Here is a 15,588-nt window from a genome sequence, read left to right on the forward strand (position 1 = left end):
CCTTGAGGGGGGAGGTCGCCGCAAAGCGGCGGGTGGGGTGACCCTGCCAGAACCAGTATATGTCGTTGTTCACCCCATACCGGAGCTGCGCTCCGACCCTCCCCCTCAAGGGGAGGGTGGGGACCACCCGAGGAAGCCGCGATGACCGACCACATTGAGATCACCCGCCCAGAAACCCATCCCGGCGTGCTTGTCCTGCGCTTCAACCGGCCGGAAAAGAAGAACGCGATTACCCAGGCAATGTACCAGACGCTGACCGCTGGCCTTCTCGAAGGCGAGAATGACGACAGCATCCGCGCCATCGCCTTTCTCGGAACCGAAGGCTGCTTCTCCGCCGGCAACGACATGGCCGATTTCCTCGGCTTCGCCATGGCCGGCGCGGTCGGCGAACCAGCGGCTTTTAGCCTGCTGCGGGCGCTGACCGAAGTCACCAAGCCGCTGGTTTCCGGCGTCGATGGCCTGGCGATCGGCATCGGTACGACGCTGCACATGCATTGCGATCTGACCGTCGCTTCAGACCGCAGCCTTTTCAAGACCCCCTTCGTCGATCTGGCGCTCGTCCCGGAAGCCGCCTCCAGCCTGATCGCCCCGCGCATCATGGGCCACCAGCGTGCCTTCGCCATGCTCGCCGCCAGCGAAGGTTTTTCCGCAGAACAGGCGCGAGAGGCAGGTCTGATCTGGAAGGTGGTCTCGCCCGGTGAAGTCGAGACAGAGACCCTGAAGATCGCCGCCTCGCTGGCGTCCAAGCCCCCGGCGGCAATGAAGATTGCCCGTGCACTCGTCAAGGGCAGCCCGGATGAGGTCCGCGCCCGCATGCAGGAAGAGCTCGTTCACTTTGTGGCTCAGTTGAAAAGCGCCGAGGCGCGTGCCGCTTTCGAAGCATTCATGAAGGGGCGATAATGCCGGTTGTATCCACAACTTTTAGTGATTACCGATAAAACTAAATATCCCGATAATTGAATGGAGTTTTAAAGCGGCTGCTTAAGTGCTCCTTAAGTCTCTTGGCCTAAATCTGGTGCGAGCGCGATTTAGCATCGCAGCAGCACCATGACGGTGTTGTCATCGACACCATGATTTGACCGATCCCCTTCATGCCACCAGCCCGCCAGGGTGACAGGGCTGAAGGAAGACTTCAGGAGTTGCCCCGTGCATACCCGTCTCAATCTCATGACCAAGATACTGCTGGCTGCGTCTCTCGTCGTTGTCGCAGCTCTGTCAGGCTTCTCCTTTTACATCGATAGCCTGCAGCGCAGCGCGACAAGCCGGGCAGTTGAAAACGAGATTCAGTCTTCCGGCCTCCAGGCATCCCAGAGCATTGCAAACTGGCTGAATGCTCGGGTTATGCTGACCGAGCTGGCAGGAAACGCCGCCGCAAAGACCACCGATGCGTCTGAAATCCTCGCCGCTTTCGACAATCCGGTCCTGGTGCGCGAATTCATGTCCACATATGTGGGCGACGAAACCGGGGCCTTTACCATCTACCCGCCGCAGGACTTGCCGGCTGACTATGATCCGCGCAAGCGCCCCTGGTATCAGGACGCCGTCAAGGCCGACAAGATGGTGCTGACGGATCCCTATGCAGATGCGTCAACCGGCAACCTGATCATCAGTGCTGCAATTCCAGTAAAGCGGGATGGCCAACTCTTCGGTGTCGCCGCCTCCGATTTCTCGCTCGAGTCGATGGTCGCCATGGTCAACTCGGTTGATATGGGCGGCAAGGGTTCTGCCTTCCTCGTCAAGCAGGACGGCACGATCCTCGTGCACAGCAACGGCGACCTCGTTACCAAGACGCTGAAGGAGGCTTTCCCGACGGCAACACCGGCGGTCGGTTCGGGCATCACCGAAACGGTCTTCGCCGACAAGAACGTGCTGGTCAGCTTTATCCCGATCAAGGGTCTGCCGCGTGACGACTGGTATCTGGGCGTGCAGATCGACCAGGGGCTGGCCTTTGCCGCTATTGGCGAGTTCCGCACAGCGGCTGCCGTCGCGACCGTGATCGGCGTCATCGCCATGATCGGTATCCTCGCCGCCCTTCTGTCGCGCCTTGTGGTTCGTCCGGTGGTCGACATGACAGGTGTGATGGGTAAACTCGCAGGTGGCGACGTCTCGGCAGAAATCCCCGGCACCGAACGCAAGGACGAAATCGGTCAGATGGCCGCCGCCGTTGCCGTGTTCCGCGACAACATCATCGAGCGCGGTCGCCTTGCCCGAGAAGCCGACGAGACCCGCAGCATGTCCGAGCAGGAGCGTCGCGAACGCGAGGCCATCAAGGCACGGGAAGCCGAGCAGGTTTCGTTTGCCGTTCACTCCCTCGCCGACGGCCTCGGTCGCCTTGCCAATGGCGATCTGGTGTCGCGGATTGACACGCCCTTCGCCGGTGACCTTGACCGCCTGCGTGTCGACTTCAACGCTTCTGTCGCCAAGCTGAACGAAGCCCTTGCCACGGTAGGCCATAATGCCCGCGCCATTGATGGTGGTGCGAGCGAGATCCGCGCCTCTGCCGATAATCTCGCCCGCCGCACGGAGCAGCAGGCAGCCTCTGTCGAGGAAACGGCTGCGGCACTCGAGGAAATCACCACGACGGTCAAGGATAGCGCTCGTCGTGCCGAGGAAGTGGGCCAGCTCGTCAACCGCGCGCGTGCCGGTGCCGAAAAGTCTGGCGAGATTGTCGACAAGGCCGTTGACGCCATGCAGGGCATCGAAAAGTCATCTGGCGAAATCTCCAACATCATCGGGGTGATCGACGAAATCGCCTTCCAGACCAACCTGCTGGCACTTAATGCAGGTGTCGAGGCTGCGCGTGCCGGTGAGGCCGGGAAGGGCTTTGCCGTCGTCGCCCAGGAGGTGCGGGAGCTTGCGCAGCGGTCGGCCAATGCTGCCAAGGAGATCAAGGCGCTCATCCATGCATCGGGTGATCAGGTTCGCTCCGGTGTCGAACTGGTCAACCAGACGGGCCAAGCATTGCAGGTGATTGTCCGCGAAGTCCAGGAGATCAATGGCCACGTCAACGCGATTGTCACGGCATCGCGTGAGCAGGCGACCGGTCTTCAGGAGATCAACACGGCAGTCAACACCATGGACCAGGGTACGCAGCAGAATGCTGCCATGGTTGAAGAGCAGACGGCTGCAAGCCACGGTCTTGCGCAGGAGGCCGCAGCACTCACTGCCCTTCTTGCGCAGTTCCGGATCGATGACCGGACCATGGGGCAGGCATCGTCCTCATCCGGTCGCAGGGCCGCATAAGCCCGATCTCATCACCCTGTTTGAGGCGGCATCCTTCTGGATGCCGCCTTTTCCATTCCAGGCTTCAGCCTGAGTTCACATCTCGGCTGCACCTTGATGGGATCAAATGTCGGGCGGGTTGCGTTGACCGCTTTGAACCGGAAATGAAATTCAAGAACAGCCTTATGGCATCAGGAGAGTTCTCATGCCCCGCGCACTGTCTCTTGCAATCGCTTTCGTGCTTGCGATCGCCCCGCTGACAGCGACACCCGTTTCGGCGGCAAACCAGTCTTCCATCCAACTGGCCAGCGGCGACGTGATCATTGGCGGCGAAAATACCCGCGTCATCCGCCGCGAACCCGGTGTTCGCCCACAGCGCTACTACTGCGTCATAGAACCGTCAGCCTTCGACAATCCGAACGGCAATTACTCGTGCCCCGCAAGACCGGGACGTGTCGGCGGCACTTGCCGCTGCCCCAACGTGACCGGCTCTGGAACGCTCTACACCTACTGATGAGGCCAACGTCAGCCCTTGGTGAGCGTCGCCACTGCCTCGACATGCGGCGACCACAGAAACTGGTCGATTGGCGTGACCTGATGGATCCGGTAGCCACCCGCCGTCAGGATCGCGAGATCCCGCGCCAGCGTGAGCGGATTGCAGCTGATTGCCACGATCTTCTTCACCGATGAGCGGGCAAGCTCGCGACACTGGTCCTCCGCACCTGCGCGTGGCGGGTCGAAGACCACCGCATCCATCGTCTTCAGTTCGGACGCCATCATCGGGCGGCGAAAGAGATCACGGCGCTCGACGCTGACCGGCTTGATGCCCTGGGTGTTGCGTGCAGCATGGTCCAGCGCCTTCACCGCTTTCTCGTCGGATTCCACCGCATGCACCTGCGCGACCCTTGCCATCCGAAGGGCAAATGTCCCGATCCCGGCAAAGAGATCGGCAACACGTTTTGCCTTGCCGATATGGGCAATCGCCAGCCGCGCCATCTCTTCCTCGGCCTCGGCCGTTGCCTGGGTGAAGGCTCCCGGCGGGAGAACCACGCGCGCACCACCAAAATCGAGCTGGGGCTTCACTGGCTCGATGATGATTTCTCCGTTGACGGAAACGCGCGCAATCCCTGCCAGCTTCATAACCACATCGGTAAGACCGCGTTTCTCGCGGTCGGCCATCCCGCCCTGCAATCCTTCGACGGACACGTCGAGCCCTGTCATGGTCTCCGTGACAACGAGGCGGAAGGCATCCGAATTGCAGGCTTTGGCGATGGCTTTGAGGGCAGGGAGCTTCGAGAAAAGCCCGGGTGACTGGATGGGACATTCCTCGATCGGCACCACATGCCGGGTTCCGGCCTGGTTGAAGCCGATGATGAGGGCACCTTCGCGACGCCTGACCGTGTAGACGAGCCGGCGGCGCTCTCCGGGATGCGCCTCAAAGGTCGGGCAGATCTCCGGCTTCAGCCCCTTGGATGCCAGGGCCGCAGCAACGCTGTCGCGCTTGAAGATGTTATAGGCCGGTTTCGCCATATGCTGAAGCGAACACCCGCCGCAGGCTCCACCGACCCCGTCAGGACCAAAATGCCGGCATGGAGGCTCCACCCGATCAGGGGAGGGGCTGGTGATCGACATGATCGTGCCCTGGTCCTTCACGCGGGCAACGGCGACGGTGTCGCCAGGCAAGGAAAATGGTACGAAGACCGGACCCTTTTCGCCGTGAGCCACGCCATCACCCTGCGCTCCGAGGCTTTGGATTGTGAGTGTCTCGGTGCTCATGCATCATCCTCGTCGCGGTCATCCCCATCGAGATCGGCCTCGGCGGGCTTGCGACCGGCGAGCAGGAACTCTTCATTGCCATCGCCACCGGCAATCGGCGAGGGGATGAGACCCAGGCTTTCCCAGCCCATGTCCTCGACCAGCCAGCGTTCCAGTTCGGCCGCAACCAGCGGCGCCGTCTCCGGCTCCTTCAGCAGGCCGGCCTTGCTGATCGCCTCGCGCCCGGCTTCGAATTGCGGCTTGACGAGCAGCAGGCAGTGAGCGCCAGGCACGGCAAGCTCCAAGGCAGGCACCAGCGCAAGCTTCAGGGAAATGAACGAGACATCAGACACGATGAAGTCGATCTCGCGGTCATCAATATCTTCGGCTTCCATGTAGCGGGCATTGAGACCCTCGATATTGGTAACGCGAGGATCGCTTGCCAATCTCGGATGGAACTGGCCGTGACCGACATCCACCGATGTCACATGCCCGGCGCCGCGCTTGAGCAGAACCTCTGTAAAGCCGCCGGTCGAGGCGCCGACATCGAGACAGTCGCAGCCGCTGGGATCGAGTCCGAAGCGATCAAGGCCGGCAACGAGCTTCAAGGCCGCACGGGACACATAATCCTGGGCTGGATCATCGATGGTAAACTCATGCGTTGCAGCGAAGACGAGGCTGGGCTTGGTCACGACCTTGCCGTCGACCTTGACAGTGCCGCGCTGGATCGCGTCGCGCGCACGGGCGCGACTGGCAAAAAGATTAAGGGCAACCAGCAGCTGGTCGAGGCGTTGAGGTTCGGGACGTGTCTTCATGCTCCGTCAATGACGGGAGGGCGCACATGACGCAAGTCTTTTCCTGGGCGACGTTGTGAGCCGAAGAGTTTTTCCGGAATTGTTGAGTTGCAATACGAAAAATCATGTCCGCGATGGTTTAATTAGTAATCGTTTAATGAATGCGGACTAATCTGGCAGCAGGTCTCCGGATTGACCCTACCTCCTCTGTCGGGTCCGGATCAGGAACCCTTGACCGTGCCGGCGTCATTCCCTCCCCGGACGCCGATTTGCAGAAGCCCTCCGGATTCGGGCCCGGGGGGCTTCTTCTTTTCTCTGACCATTGACGAATGCGAGAGGCTTACGTCTAACTCCTCGCAGGATTGTGCGAATGGGGAATGGATGATGAGTCGGCCAGTTGGTTCCAGACGTATGCTTGCCACACTTGCGCTCTGCATGCTTGCAGCGCCTTCGGTTCATGCCAATGATACCACCGCAGTCCTGGGCTCCGGTGGTCTTGTCTTTACCCGAAGCGATACGATCCGGATGGTGAGGGAGGATCTCTACATTTCGCCGACCAGGGTGACGGTGGACTATGTCTACCGCAACGACAGCAACGAGCCCTTCTCGACCATCGTTGCTTTTCCGATGCCGCGCATCGGCGGCGATCCCTATTCCATGGCGGATATTCCCGATCAGGAGAGCGACAATTTCATGGGCTTCTCCGTCACCCAGGACGGCAAATCCATCACGCCCAATCTGCAGCAACGGGCACTGCTGAAAGGCATCGATTTCACAGCGGAGCTTCAGGCGCACGGGGTTCCCTTGCAGCCTTTTGCGGAGGCGACCTCCGCAGCATTGAGAGCTGTTTCGCCTGACGTTTTGTCAAGGTGGGAGAGCCAGGGGCTGATCATCAACATGGCCTATGCGGAAAACGGCGCACCGCCTCCGGACTATTATCCGGCCTGGGAGCTTGATGCGGTCTATTGGTGGGAAACCACCTTCCCGCCCGGCAAGGATGTCGCTGTCAGCCATGCCTATCGACCCAGCGTCGGCGGCACGGTTGCCATGGTGTTCATCCAGGACGGAAAGCCGACCGAAGCATATGCCGAATACAAGGAACGCTATTGCATTGACGATGACTTCATGAAGCTCGCGGCACGTCTCGAAAAGAACCAGAATTTCGAGACTGGCAACGTCTATTTCGAGCGCTGGCTTTCCTACATCCTGACGACAGGTGCCAATTGGGCCGGACCCATCGAGAATTTCAAGCTGACTGTGGATAAGGAGCACGAGAAGAACTACATCAGCTTCTGCGGTGAAGGTGTCAGGAAGGTCGGGCCGACGACTTTCGAGATGACGGCCACCGACTTCTATCCTCAACGGGATCTGGATCTTCTTTTGATTGTTCCCGTCAACTATTGATTGTATAGCTTCTGCCATAACTTGGTAACCAACCGTCAATCGGCTTGGGGCATTATCCGCCCGATTGAGCCAAAGGTCTTGGAAAAGCGTCGCATGATGCAGGCGCGGGACCGAGCGCGATCATGAATTAAATCCCTCTAATATAATGGTTTTTCGGTCCTTTGCTGATCGCCTCGCCCAGGGAAATCGCGGTATGTCTTTAAGAAATTTGTCTCTGAACAAGAAGCTCATCCTGACCTTCTCCTCCATAATGGCCGGTTGCTTCCTTGCCTCATTGGTTGTGTTTGTGCAGGCCTACTCTGCCCGGTCGGACGCCGCGAATGCGGATGGTGCCTACCGCGTTCTCGGGCAGGTGCAAGAGGCTGTTGTCCAACTTCTCGAACAGGTTGTTCATCAGCGCGAATATCTTGTCACTGGCGATCCCGCGCAGCGTGCCGCTGTTCTGGCAAATCGTGAACAGCTGCAGAGCGCGATCAACGAAGCAGCACGCACGGCGCAGGGGGATGCGGAAGTCCTGACATCGCTCGATGCCATGCGGGCAGCCGCCGATGGTTACTTCAACACGGTTGTCACACCCCAGATGCAAGCCCGTCAGTCAGGACAGGTTCTGGATATTGCCGGCCTTGCTGCCAGCCAGTCGACGAATGAGCTGGAGACTTTCCGGCAGGCGGCGCTACAAGTGAAGGAACTGGTCGGGCAACGTGCCGTCGACGCCCAGACGGCGCTCGCCTCCGCGCACCTCAACATCTACTTTGCCCTGCTTCTCGGTGGAGGGGTTGCCGGCATTGCCTCAGTGGCACTGATCTTCGCCCTGTCGCGATCCATCGTGACGCCAATCGCAGGCATGACATCGGCGATGACACGTCTTGCCGATGGCGACACCGATATTGACGTGCCCGCCCTTGATCGTGGCGACGAGGTTGGGCAAATGGCCAAGGCCGTCATCGTCTTCAAGGAAGCCTCACTGGAGCGCATGCGTCTGTCCCACGAGCGTCAGTCGTTGAGGGATCAGGCCGAAGCCGAGCGCAAGACGAGCGAGGCGGAGAAGGCCCGCGAGGCGGAAGAAGTCGCTTTTGCGGTGCGCCGCCTGGCAGATGGTCTTCAGGCGCTTTCGAATGGCGACGTTGCCTATCGCCTGGAGGAGCCTTTTGCCGCCCGCCTCGACAGTCTGCGCGTCAACTTCAATGACTCTCTTGAAAAGCTTCATGCCGCCCTGCGTTCCGTTGGTGCCAACGCGACCGCGATCAATGCTGGCGCCGCAGAAATTCGTGCCTCTGCCGATGACCTTGCCCGCAGAACCGAACAGCAGGCAGCCTCGGTTGAAGAAACAGCAGCTGCTCTGGAAGAGATTACCCGCACCGTCAAGGATACGGCAAAGCGTGCCGAAGACGCCGGCGAACTGGTGCGCCGTACCCGTGCCGGAGCAGAACGCTCGGGCGAAGTGGTGCAGAATGCTGTTGCAGCGATGCAGGGCATCGAGCAGTCATCCCAGTCGATCTCCAACATCATCAGCGTGATCGAGGATATCGCGTTCCAGACCAATCTTCTCGCACTCAATGCCGGCGTTGAAGCGGCGCGTGCAGGCGAGGCCGGCAAGGGATTTGCCGTTGTTGCCCAGGAAGTGAGAGAGCTTGCTCAGCGGTCGGCAAATGCGGCCAAGGAAATCAAGGCGCTGATTTCCAATTCGACGGCACAGGTGGACAATGGGGTCGCCCTTGTCGGAGAAACGGGAGATGAGCTGCAAAAGATCGTGTCAGCCGTGCAGGAGATCAATGACAACGTCGCTGCAATCGTAACGGCTGCCCGCGAACAGTCTGTCGGTCTTCAAGAGGTCTTCACGGCCGTCAATGCGATGGACAAGGGAACCCAGCAGAATGCTGCCATGGTCGAGCAGCAGACGGCTGCAAGTCATGCCCTGGCGGTAGAAGCCTCCTCCCTCGATACGCTTCTGTCTCAGTTCCGCCTGGGCGTGCAGGCCGCTGCGGTAACGTCTGCTTCAGGCGGTACCGCATTCACGCGTCCCTCCAGTTCGGTCTCCGCACCGTCGAGAGCTGCATCCCCGGTAGCCTCAGGCTCTCGCCCGATCATCAGGGGGCCGGTCGCTGCGTCCCCGACCGACACGCCCGCCAGACGTCCCTCTCCGGCGCGCGCCTTGGCCGACAAATTGGGCAAGGCCTTTGCCACAGCACCCGCCGAGCCGGTCAAGCAGGACTGGACCGAATTCTGATTGGGAAACATGCATGACAAAGCCCGCGACAAGCGGGCTTTGTTCCATCCGGACCTGCAACCTTGGCTGCAGTCAGTCATCATCCACATCATCAACGACATCAGTCATGGGGCGGTCAGCGCCATCGACACGTTCATGATGCCAGTGACCCGCCTCGTCCTGCCAGGCGATGTCTGCATCGCCACCTGCCAATTGCTGCGATGCCGCAGCCTGCCTTGCAGCGACAACCGCGTCCTGATGGCTGGCAAAGGGCTCTGAATAAACGTCGCCGAGCCGATAGGCAAAGCCGTCATCATGACGCACGATGTGATAGGTGATCTTCTGCATGAGCGGTTTACCAGTGCCAGCGCTTGTCGCGCACCGGTGGGGTAGATGTTGCCGCCATATAGCCGATCGCGATGCCAATTAGACCAAGCGTCAGCAGGGCCGTGGAGGTCGCCGCCGGATGCCGCCGCGCCATGCCGGTCATGCTGTCGATGCCGTCACGTGCATAGTCCGCGACATCACCGGCGCGACGTGCCGCGCTATGCAGGGCGCTGGATGCCTCATGACGCGCATCCCGGCCCCGACGCCTTGCCTGGGTCGAGATGATCTCGCTCAATTCACTCATCTGTTCGCGCAGCTCGCGTAATTCTGCCTGGAGGTTGCTGGTCGCCACGTCCGTTCCTTTCCTTTTGTCTCATTGAAACTCAGGGAAGAAACCGGAAGCCGCCTCTATTTGTTCCGTTGCCGCGCTCACATCTCTCGAAATACAAAGCGCCCGGTACGTTTCCGCACCGGGCGCCATGATCATGTTGCTGGTACCAGATTACTTGGTCGCGGCCTCATACATTTCCAGCACGTAATCCCAGTTGATCAGGCTGTCGACGAAGGCTTCAAGATACTTCGGACGGGCATTGCGGTAGTCGATATAGTAGGAATGCTCCCAGACATCGACGCCGAGGATCGGGGATGCGCCATGCACCAGCGGGTTTTCGCCGTTCGGGGTCTTGGAGATTTCGAGCTTGCCGTCCTTGACGGAGAGCCAGGCCCAGCCGGAGCCGAACTGGGTGGTGCCAGCGGCAACGAAATCGGCCTTGAACTTGTCATAGCCGCCGAGGTCGCTGTCGATGGCAGCCTGCAGCTTGCCCGGCAGCTTGTTGCCGCCGCCATCCTTCTTCATCCAGTTCCAGAAGTGGATGTGGTTATAGTGCTGGCCGGCATTGTTGAAGAGGCCCGCATTCTTGCCATAGGACTGCTTGACCACCTCTTCCAGCGACAAGCCCTCGAGGCCCGAATCCTTCAGGAGATTGTTGCCGTTGGTCACATAGGCCTGGTGGTGCTTGTCGTGGTGAAACTCAAGGGTTTCAGCCGACATGAACGGCGCCAGCGAGTCGTAAGCATAGGGAAGGGCAGGCAATTCGAAGGCCATGGTGGTTTCTCCTCTTGGCAATAGATTTGCGTTTTGGCGGGTGACGGGAACATAGGTGCGGAACCTTGGGGTGGCAACCTAGGACACACCAAAATTGTTCCCTCTCGCAGAATGTTTGGATTCCTCATCCCGTCAGACGCAAAAGATTTTCGTTGCCTGTGGTCCCTGGCAAAAGCAACCCTCATATCTCTGCTGATCTTGTGGAACGGGTCACTCGAAATAGACCTCTGGCTCTGGCAGCCCTTCGACGGTAAAACCGAATGCAGCACGCGCAATCCTGCATTCCTCGTCACCCGGCATGCAGGTTCGGCAGACATGCGGGCGCACGAGGTAGACGGTGCAACCGACATGCTTGCCGACCTCGCCGGTAAGCGCTGCACACCGACCGTTCTCGAACTTCATCCCGCTCTCGTCCTCGGCAATCATCGCCTCGGGGATGGCAGCCAGTTCCTCATCGCTTTCGAGCGAGAAGCGCGGCCAGTCCGCTGAATAGGCACAGCATGCACCGCAGGTCTGGCAGTCGAAGATCTCGGGTGGTGATGTCTCAAGCATATTGGAACCTCACGCCCTGCCGTGCAGGCGCAACACGTTTGCGGCAAAGATCACCGTGAAGATCACCATGACGAGACCGGTCGACACCGGACCGGCATCAATTCCGATCCAGTCCATGGTGAAGCCCGTCGCGCCCGAGCCGAATGCGCTGCCGATTGCATAGGTCAGCGCATAGACCGCAGCACCGGACACCAGCAAGCCGCCCCTGAATCGTTCACCCAGCAAGGTGAGGGCGGCGGTGTAGAGCGAGAAGCTTGCAGCCCCAAGGATCGATATGGTGATCAGCAGGGCCACCTGCGATTCCATCAAGGGCAGCAGGAGGAAGGCAATGGCTGTCAGCAGCGCCCCATAGGCAGCGATAGCCGGTCGCGAAACCCGGTCCAGCAGCCAGCCGACAAAGGGCTGAGCCAGCGCCGTCGGCAGGGCGACCATGGTCACGACGAAGGCTGCAAAATTCTGGCTGTAGCCACGCTCGACGAAATAGAGCGGGATCATGGAAATCGCCGCGATATCCGAAAAGCCGAAGGCCAGCACCATCAGCGTGAGGATGGGCGCGAGCCTGACGAAGGTGAGGAGCCCTCCGGCTTCCGAGGCCTCCGGCTTGGTCTTGGCGTAGCGACCGAGCATGACCGAGGCGAAGGCGACGAGCGCCACATAGGCAGCCGTCATGGCAAAGGCAAAACCATCCTCGATACCAACGAGCGGAATGGCGAGCGGCCCTGCGGCAAAGCCCGCGCACATGCCCGCACTGTAGATCCCCGAGACGCGTCCCCGAATGCGATCCGGACAGGCCGTATTCAGCCAGGCTTCGCTGACGGTGTAGATGATGCTGGTGCAGAACCCGAGTGCGAACCGCGCAACGAACCAGACCCAGAGCTGGTCGAACATAGAAAATGTTGTGAGTGCCAGCGAAACGCCAACCAGCGATGCAACAATCAGCCTGTCGCCGCGCACCATCGAAGTCAGCTTACCGATAAGAAGAGTGGAGGAGGCGAGTCCGAGTGCAAAGACCGAAGCATTGAGCCCGGCCACACTCGGCGAAACGCCACGGCTCTCAAGGATCAGCGCGATCAGCGGATAGGTCAGCCCCTGCCCGACAGCAAAGCATGTCACGCCCATGACGACAACGGCAATTGCTGCCCAGTCGGGCGCAAAGTCAGATGCGATATCCGTGGTATGTGCCGTTTGCATGAGGCCTCCGAGGCGCATTCCAGCGCCCGACGATTGAAGGCCCGGTCTAGCGGCGGTGCCTGGGGAAGTCCAGAGAGGGCGTCACGTCTCAGAGGGTCTCCAGTGTCTCGCGTATGGTTGCCACCGGCAAGAATAGACGGAGTGGGTTCGACGGCAGCGCCTCGAAACCGTAACGCAGGTAGAGGGTCTTTCGACGGGCTACATGATCTCGATTGCCGTCATCCAGCACGTCCAGAATGACCACTGCAATACCGATCCGCTCGGCTGCCTGCACGATCCGCAGCAAGGCGTCGGCGAGCAGATCGCCGCCATAGCCTTGTCCGGCATATCGCTGGTCTACACCGATCATGGAAATGAAGGCGGCAGGGATCGCGCCGTGGGATGGGCGGGTCCGGGCGTAGCGAGATGGTAGCTCCGTGAAATCGACAGAATGGGCATTGAGGGCATAGAAGCCGATCACATCGCCGTTCTCAAAGGTCATCACGTAGACGCGGGCATTGCCGGCCTTGGCCAGCTTGTTCGCGGTCTTGCGGAAATAGTTGTCGACCGTTTCGACGCCGCAGGAGAACTTGTCCCGATCATGGCGCTCGGGATCGAGCAACTCGATGATGACCGAGTCCCCCTCGTGCTTCATCTGCTGATGACGCGCGATTTGTGGCTGGCGAAGGCTTCTCGCAAGGCGTCGGTCGGGGGGCGCGGGTTATCGAGTGCGTCGAAGAAGGCTTTGTGATCGATCGGTTGCAGAAGCGTCCGTTCATGGGCTTCGATGGTCGCGAGCGCCGAAGCATAGGCTGCGTTCATCGCAAAAGCCGTTTCATCGACACCGCTGATCGCAGCGGCGCGCTGGATCGCCTGTTTCACATGCGGCTTGGTGCGAAAGTGCATCCGCTCCGTCGCACGATCGTCCTTGGTTTGGCGGATGTCCTTGGCTGTGCTCATGATGGCGGCCCTCACGTTTCGCCACAACTGTACGCCATTTTGGCGTACATTTCAATCAAGCCTCCTGACGAGCCTCAACCCGCAGCATTCACCCCGGTCCGGCCCTCGCCAAGAGCTGCAAAAACCGTCTTCATGATGCCGGCAGCATCAAGGCCAGCCTTGGCATACATGGTCTCCGGCTTGGCCTGATCCATCCAGCAATCGGGAAGCACGAGCGAGCGCACCTTGAGCCCGCCGTCGAGCAGGCCTTCATTGACCAGCATATGCATGACCTGACTGCCGAAGCCACCAACTGCACCTTCTTCGATGGTGACAAGAACGGCATGGTGGCGCACCAGCTGGCGGATCAGGTCGTGATCCAGCGGCTTGGCAAAGCGCGCATCCGCAACAGTCGTGGAGAGGCCGGCAGCATCGAGATCCTCGGCGGCCAGAAGACACTCGGCAAGACGCGTGCCGAAGGACAGGAGAGCAACCTTGCTGCCTTCCTTGACAATGCGGCCCTTGCCGATCTCCAGGATTTCGCCGCGCTCCGGCATGGGAATGCCAACACCCTCGCCACGCGGATATCGGAAGGAAATCGGGCCCTCGTCATAAGCGGCTGCTGTGCGCACCATATGCTTCAGTTCCGCCTCGTCTGCCGCCGCCATCACCACAAAGCCCGGCAGGGACGATAGAAAGCCGATATCGAACGAGCCGGCATGGGTCGGGCCATCTGCACCGACGAAGCCTGCACGATCGATCGGGAAACGCACCGGCAACCCCTGGATCGCCACGTCATGCACAACCTGGTCGTAGCCGCGCTGCAGGAAGGTGGAGTAGAGTGCGCAAAACGGCTTGTAGCCCTGAGAGGCAAGGCCAGCGGCAAACGTCACCGCATGCTGCTCGGCAATGCCAACATCATAGGTGCGCTTGGGAAAAACGCTCTGCAGCTTGTCGAGACCGGTGCCGGAGGGCATGGCAGCGGTAATCCCGACGATCTTCTCGTCAAACCGGGCTTCCTGCACCAGTGCTTCGCCAAAAACTGAGGTGTAGCTCGGCGCATTCGGCTTGGCCTTGGCCTGCGTGCCGGTAATGACATCGAACTTGTTGACGCCGTGATACTTGTCGGCGGCTGCTTCCGCCGGCGGATATCCCTTGCCCTTCTGGGTTACCACATGGATGAGAACGGGGCCCTTGGCATTGTCGCGCACATTGCGCAGCACCGGCAGCAGGTGCTCGAAGGAATGTCCGTCAATCGGGCCAATGTGATAGAAGCCGAGCTCCTCGAACATGGTGCCGCCCGTCACATAGCCGCGCGCATGCTCGACCGCGCGGGTAATCGCCCGGTCGACGGTCTTGCCAAGATAGGCCGTCAGCTTCTTGCCGAAGTCGCGGAAACCCATATAGGTGCGACCGGAGGCCAACCGCGCCAGATAGGCGCTCATCGCACCCGTCGGCGGCGCAATCGACATGTCGTTGTCGTTGAGGATGACGATCAGCCTTGCATCGAGTGCCCCGGCATTGTTCAGCGCCTCATAGGCCATGCCCGCACTCATCGCGCCATCACCGATCACCGCAATCACCTTGCGGTCCGTTTGCGACAACTCGGCGGCAATGGCCATGCCGAGACCGGCAGAAATGGAGGTCGAGGAATGGGCGGCGCCAAAGGGATCGTATTCGCTTTCCGCCCGCTTGGTAAAACCGGAAAGCCCGTCTTCCTGGCGCAGCGTGCGGATGCGGTCGCGTCGTCCGGTCAGAATCTTGTGCGGATAGCACTGGTGCCCGACATCGAAGATCAACCGATCGTCCGGCGTGTTGAAGACCTTGTGGATCGCAATCGTCAGTTCAACAACACCGAGACCGGCGCCCAGGTGACCACCCGTCTTCGACACCGCGTCGATCATCTCGTCCCGTACTTCACGGGCCAATTGCGGCAAGTCGCGGTCTTCGATGGATTTCAGATCAGCAGGAAACTTGACCTTGTCCAGGATCGGCGTATCGGGCAGGGATGTCACGGGGCTATTGCCTCTTCCTATCGTCATTGGGTGCGCGATATCACCCTTGAGCGATCAGGGCAATTCAGCAGCACCAACCGCTTATATAGACGCCATCGG

15 protein-coding genes are annotated in these 15,588 nt (G+C 60.2%); 5 read left to right on the forward strand and 10 right to left on the reverse strand.

Annotation, left to right across the window (positions count from 1 at the left end):
• Nucleotides 1–141 precede the first annotated feature (141 nt).
• The 3 genes from FE840_RS08645 to FE840_RS08655 all read left to right on the forward strand — a co-directional run bounded on the left by FE840_RS08645 (nucleotide 142) and on the right by FE840_RS08655 (nucleotide 3,736).
• The gene (locus tag FE840_RS08645; RefSeq protein WP_138285265.1) at nucleotides 142–900 is read left to right on the forward strand and encodes a crotonase/enoyl-CoA hydratase family protein; all 759 of its coding nucleotides are present in this window, start codon (nucleotides 142–144) and stop codon (nucleotides 898–900) included.
• A gap of 246 nt (nucleotides 901–1,146) precedes the next feature.
• Complete coding sequence (mcpU, locus tag FE840_RS08650) at nucleotides 1,147–3,243, forward strand: methyl-accepting chemotaxis protein McpU (protein WP_138285264.1); 2,097 nt, start codon at nucleotides 1,147–1,149, stop codon at nucleotides 3,241–3,243.
• Between the two features lie 184 nt (nucleotides 3,244–3,427).
• Nucleotides 3,428–3,736: a hypothetical protein gene (locus FE840_RS08655; protein ID WP_138285263.1), complete on the forward strand. Its 309-nt coding sequence runs from the start codon at nucleotides 3,428–3,430 to the stop codon at nucleotides 3,734–3,736.
• 11 nt (nucleotides 3,737–3,747) lie between these two features.
• Here FE840_RS08655 and FE840_RS08660 read toward each other — a convergent pair whose 3' ends face one another.
• Both FE840_RS08660 and FE840_RS08665 read right to left on the reverse strand, forming a co-directional pair.
• Nucleotides 3,748–4,998, reverse strand: a complete 1,251-nt coding sequence (locus FE840_RS08660; protein ID WP_138285262.1) for a class I SAM-dependent RNA methyltransferase — start codon at nucleotides 4,996–4,998, stop codon at nucleotides 3,748–3,750.
• Entirely contained in the window at nucleotides 4,995–5,792 is a 798-nt protein-coding gene (locus tag FE840_RS08665) for a TlyA family RNA methyltransferase (RefSeq protein WP_138285261.1), read from the reverse strand. Before FE840_RS08665 ends, FE840_RS08660 begins: the two co-directional genes overlap by 4 nt.
• Nucleotides 5,793–6,182: 390 nt before the next feature.
• Between FE840_RS08665 and FE840_RS08670 the strand changes: the two genes are divergently transcribed.
• Both FE840_RS08670 and FE840_RS08675 read left to right on the forward strand, forming a co-directional pair.
• The gene (locus tag FE840_RS08670) at nucleotides 6,183–7,175 is read left to right on the forward strand and encodes a DUF4424 domain-containing protein (protein WP_246318731.1); all 993 of its coding nucleotides are present in this window, start codon (nucleotides 6,183–6,185) and stop codon (nucleotides 7,173–7,175) included.
• 193 nt (nucleotides 7,176–7,368) lie between these two features.
• Entirely contained in the window at nucleotides 7,369–9,402 is a 2,034-nt protein-coding gene (locus FE840_RS08675; RefSeq protein WP_138285259.1) for a methyl-accepting chemotaxis protein, read from the forward strand.
• A 72-nt stretch (nucleotides 9,403–9,474) separates the two neighbouring features.
• Here FE840_RS08675 and FE840_RS08680 read toward each other — a convergent pair whose 3' ends face one another.
• From FE840_RS08680 to dxs, 8 genes are all read right to left on the reverse strand, one after another.
• Nucleotides 9,475–9,729 carry a DUF2188 domain-containing protein gene (locus FE840_RS08680; protein ID WP_138285258.1) on the reverse strand — a complete coding sequence of 85 codons (255 nt, stop codon included), beginning with the start codon at nucleotides 9,727–9,729 and terminating at the stop codon, nucleotides 9,475–9,477.
• A gap of 7 nt (nucleotides 9,730–9,736) precedes the next feature.
• The gene (locus tag FE840_RS08685) at nucleotides 9,737–10,060 is read right to left on the reverse strand and encodes a hypothetical protein (protein WP_138285257.1); all 324 of its coding nucleotides are present in this window, start codon (nucleotides 10,058–10,060) and stop codon (nucleotides 9,737–9,739) included.
• Between the two features lie 150 nt (nucleotides 10,061–10,210).
• Complete coding sequence (locus tag FE840_RS08690; RefSeq protein ID WP_113375793.1) at nucleotides 10,211–10,813, reverse strand: superoxide dismutase; 603 nt, start codon at nucleotides 10,811–10,813, stop codon at nucleotides 10,211–10,213.
• A gap of 210 nt (nucleotides 10,814–11,023) precedes the next feature.
• Nucleotides 11,024–11,365 carry a YkgJ family cysteine cluster protein gene (locus FE840_RS08695; RefSeq protein ID WP_138285256.1) on the reverse strand — a complete coding sequence of 114 codons (342 nt, stop codon included), beginning with the start codon at nucleotides 11,363–11,365 and terminating at the stop codon, nucleotides 11,024–11,026.
• Between the two features lie 9 nt (nucleotides 11,366–11,374).
• Nucleotides 11,375–12,556, reverse strand: a complete 1,182-nt coding sequence (locus tag FE840_RS08700) for an MFS transporter (RefSeq protein ID WP_138285255.1) — start codon at nucleotides 12,554–12,556, stop codon at nucleotides 11,375–11,377.
• Nucleotides 12,557–12,644: 88 nt separating this feature from the next.
• Nucleotides 12,645–13,190: a GNAT family N-acetyltransferase gene (locus FE840_RS08705; protein ID WP_138285254.1), complete on the reverse strand. Its 546-nt coding sequence runs from the start codon at nucleotides 13,188–13,190 to the stop codon at nucleotides 12,645–12,647.
• The gene (locus tag FE840_RS08710; RefSeq protein WP_138285253.1) at nucleotides 13,187–13,495 is read right to left on the reverse strand and encodes a type II toxin-antitoxin system TacA family antitoxin; all 309 of its coding nucleotides are present in this window, start codon (nucleotides 13,493–13,495) and stop codon (nucleotides 13,187–13,189) included. Before FE840_RS08710 ends, FE840_RS08705 begins: the two co-directional genes overlap by 4 nt.
• Before the next feature lie 74 nt (nucleotides 13,496–13,569).
• Entirely contained in the window at nucleotides 13,570–15,489 is a 1,920-nt protein-coding gene (dxs, locus tag FE840_RS08715; RefSeq protein ID WP_138285961.1) for a 1-deoxy-D-xylulose-5-phosphate synthase, read from the reverse strand.
• Nucleotides 15,490–15,588 lie beyond the last annotated feature (99 nt).

The organism is Peteryoungia desertarenae (assembly GCF_005860795.2).
Lineage (GTDB): Bacteria > Pseudomonadota > Alphaproteobacteria > Rhizobiales > Rhizobiaceae > Allorhizobium > Allorhizobium desertarenae.

Excerpts from the sequence above, each read along its gene's own strand:
- FE840_RS08665 (WP_138285261.1), bottom strand. The coding sequence starts at position 5,792 with ATGAAGACACGTCCCGAACCTCAACGCCTCGACCAGCTGCTGGTTGCC.
- FE840_RS08690 (WP_113375793.1), bottom strand. The coding sequence starts at position 10,813 with ATGGCCTTCGAATTGCCTGCCCTTCCCTATGCTTACGACTCGCTGGCG.
- FE840_RS08705 (WP_138285254.1), bottom strand. The coding sequence starts at position 13,190 with ATGAAGCACGAGGGGGACTCGGTCATCATCGAGTTGCTCGATCCCGAG.
- FE840_RS08670 (WP_246318731.1), top strand. The coding sequence starts at position 6,183 with ATGCTTGCCACACTTGCGCTCTGCATGCTTGCAGCGCCTTCGGTTCAT.
- FE840_RS08710 (WP_138285253.1), bottom strand. The coding sequence starts at position 13,495 with ATGAGCACAGCCAAGGACATCCGCCAAACCAAGGACGATCGTGCGACG.
- FE840_RS08655 (WP_138285263.1), top strand. The coding sequence starts at position 3,428 with ATGCCCCGCGCACTGTCTCTTGCAATCGCTTTCGTGCTTGCGATCGCC.
- FE840_RS08695 (WP_138285256.1), bottom strand. The coding sequence starts at position 11,365 with ATGCTTGAGACATCACCACCCGAGATCTTCGACTGCCAGACCTGCGGT.
- FE840_RS08675 (WP_138285259.1), top strand. The coding sequence starts at position 7,369 with ATGTCTTTAAGAAATTTGTCTCTGAACAAGAAGCTCATCCTGACCTTC.
- FE840_RS08660 (WP_138285262.1), bottom strand. The coding sequence starts at position 4,998 with ATGAGCACCGAGACACTCACAATCCAAAGCCTCGGAGCGCAGGGTGAT.
- FE840_RS08700 (WP_138285255.1), bottom strand. The coding sequence starts at position 12,556 with ATGCAAACGGCACATACCACGGATATCGCATCTGACTTTGCGCCCGAC.
- FE840_RS08645 (WP_138285265.1), top strand. The coding sequence starts at position 142 with ATGACCGACCACATTGAGATCACCCGCCCAGAAACCCATCCCGGCGTG.
- FE840_RS08680 (WP_138285258.1), bottom strand. The coding sequence starts at position 9,729 with ATGCAGAAGATCACCTATCACATCGTGCGTCATGATGACGGCTTTGCC.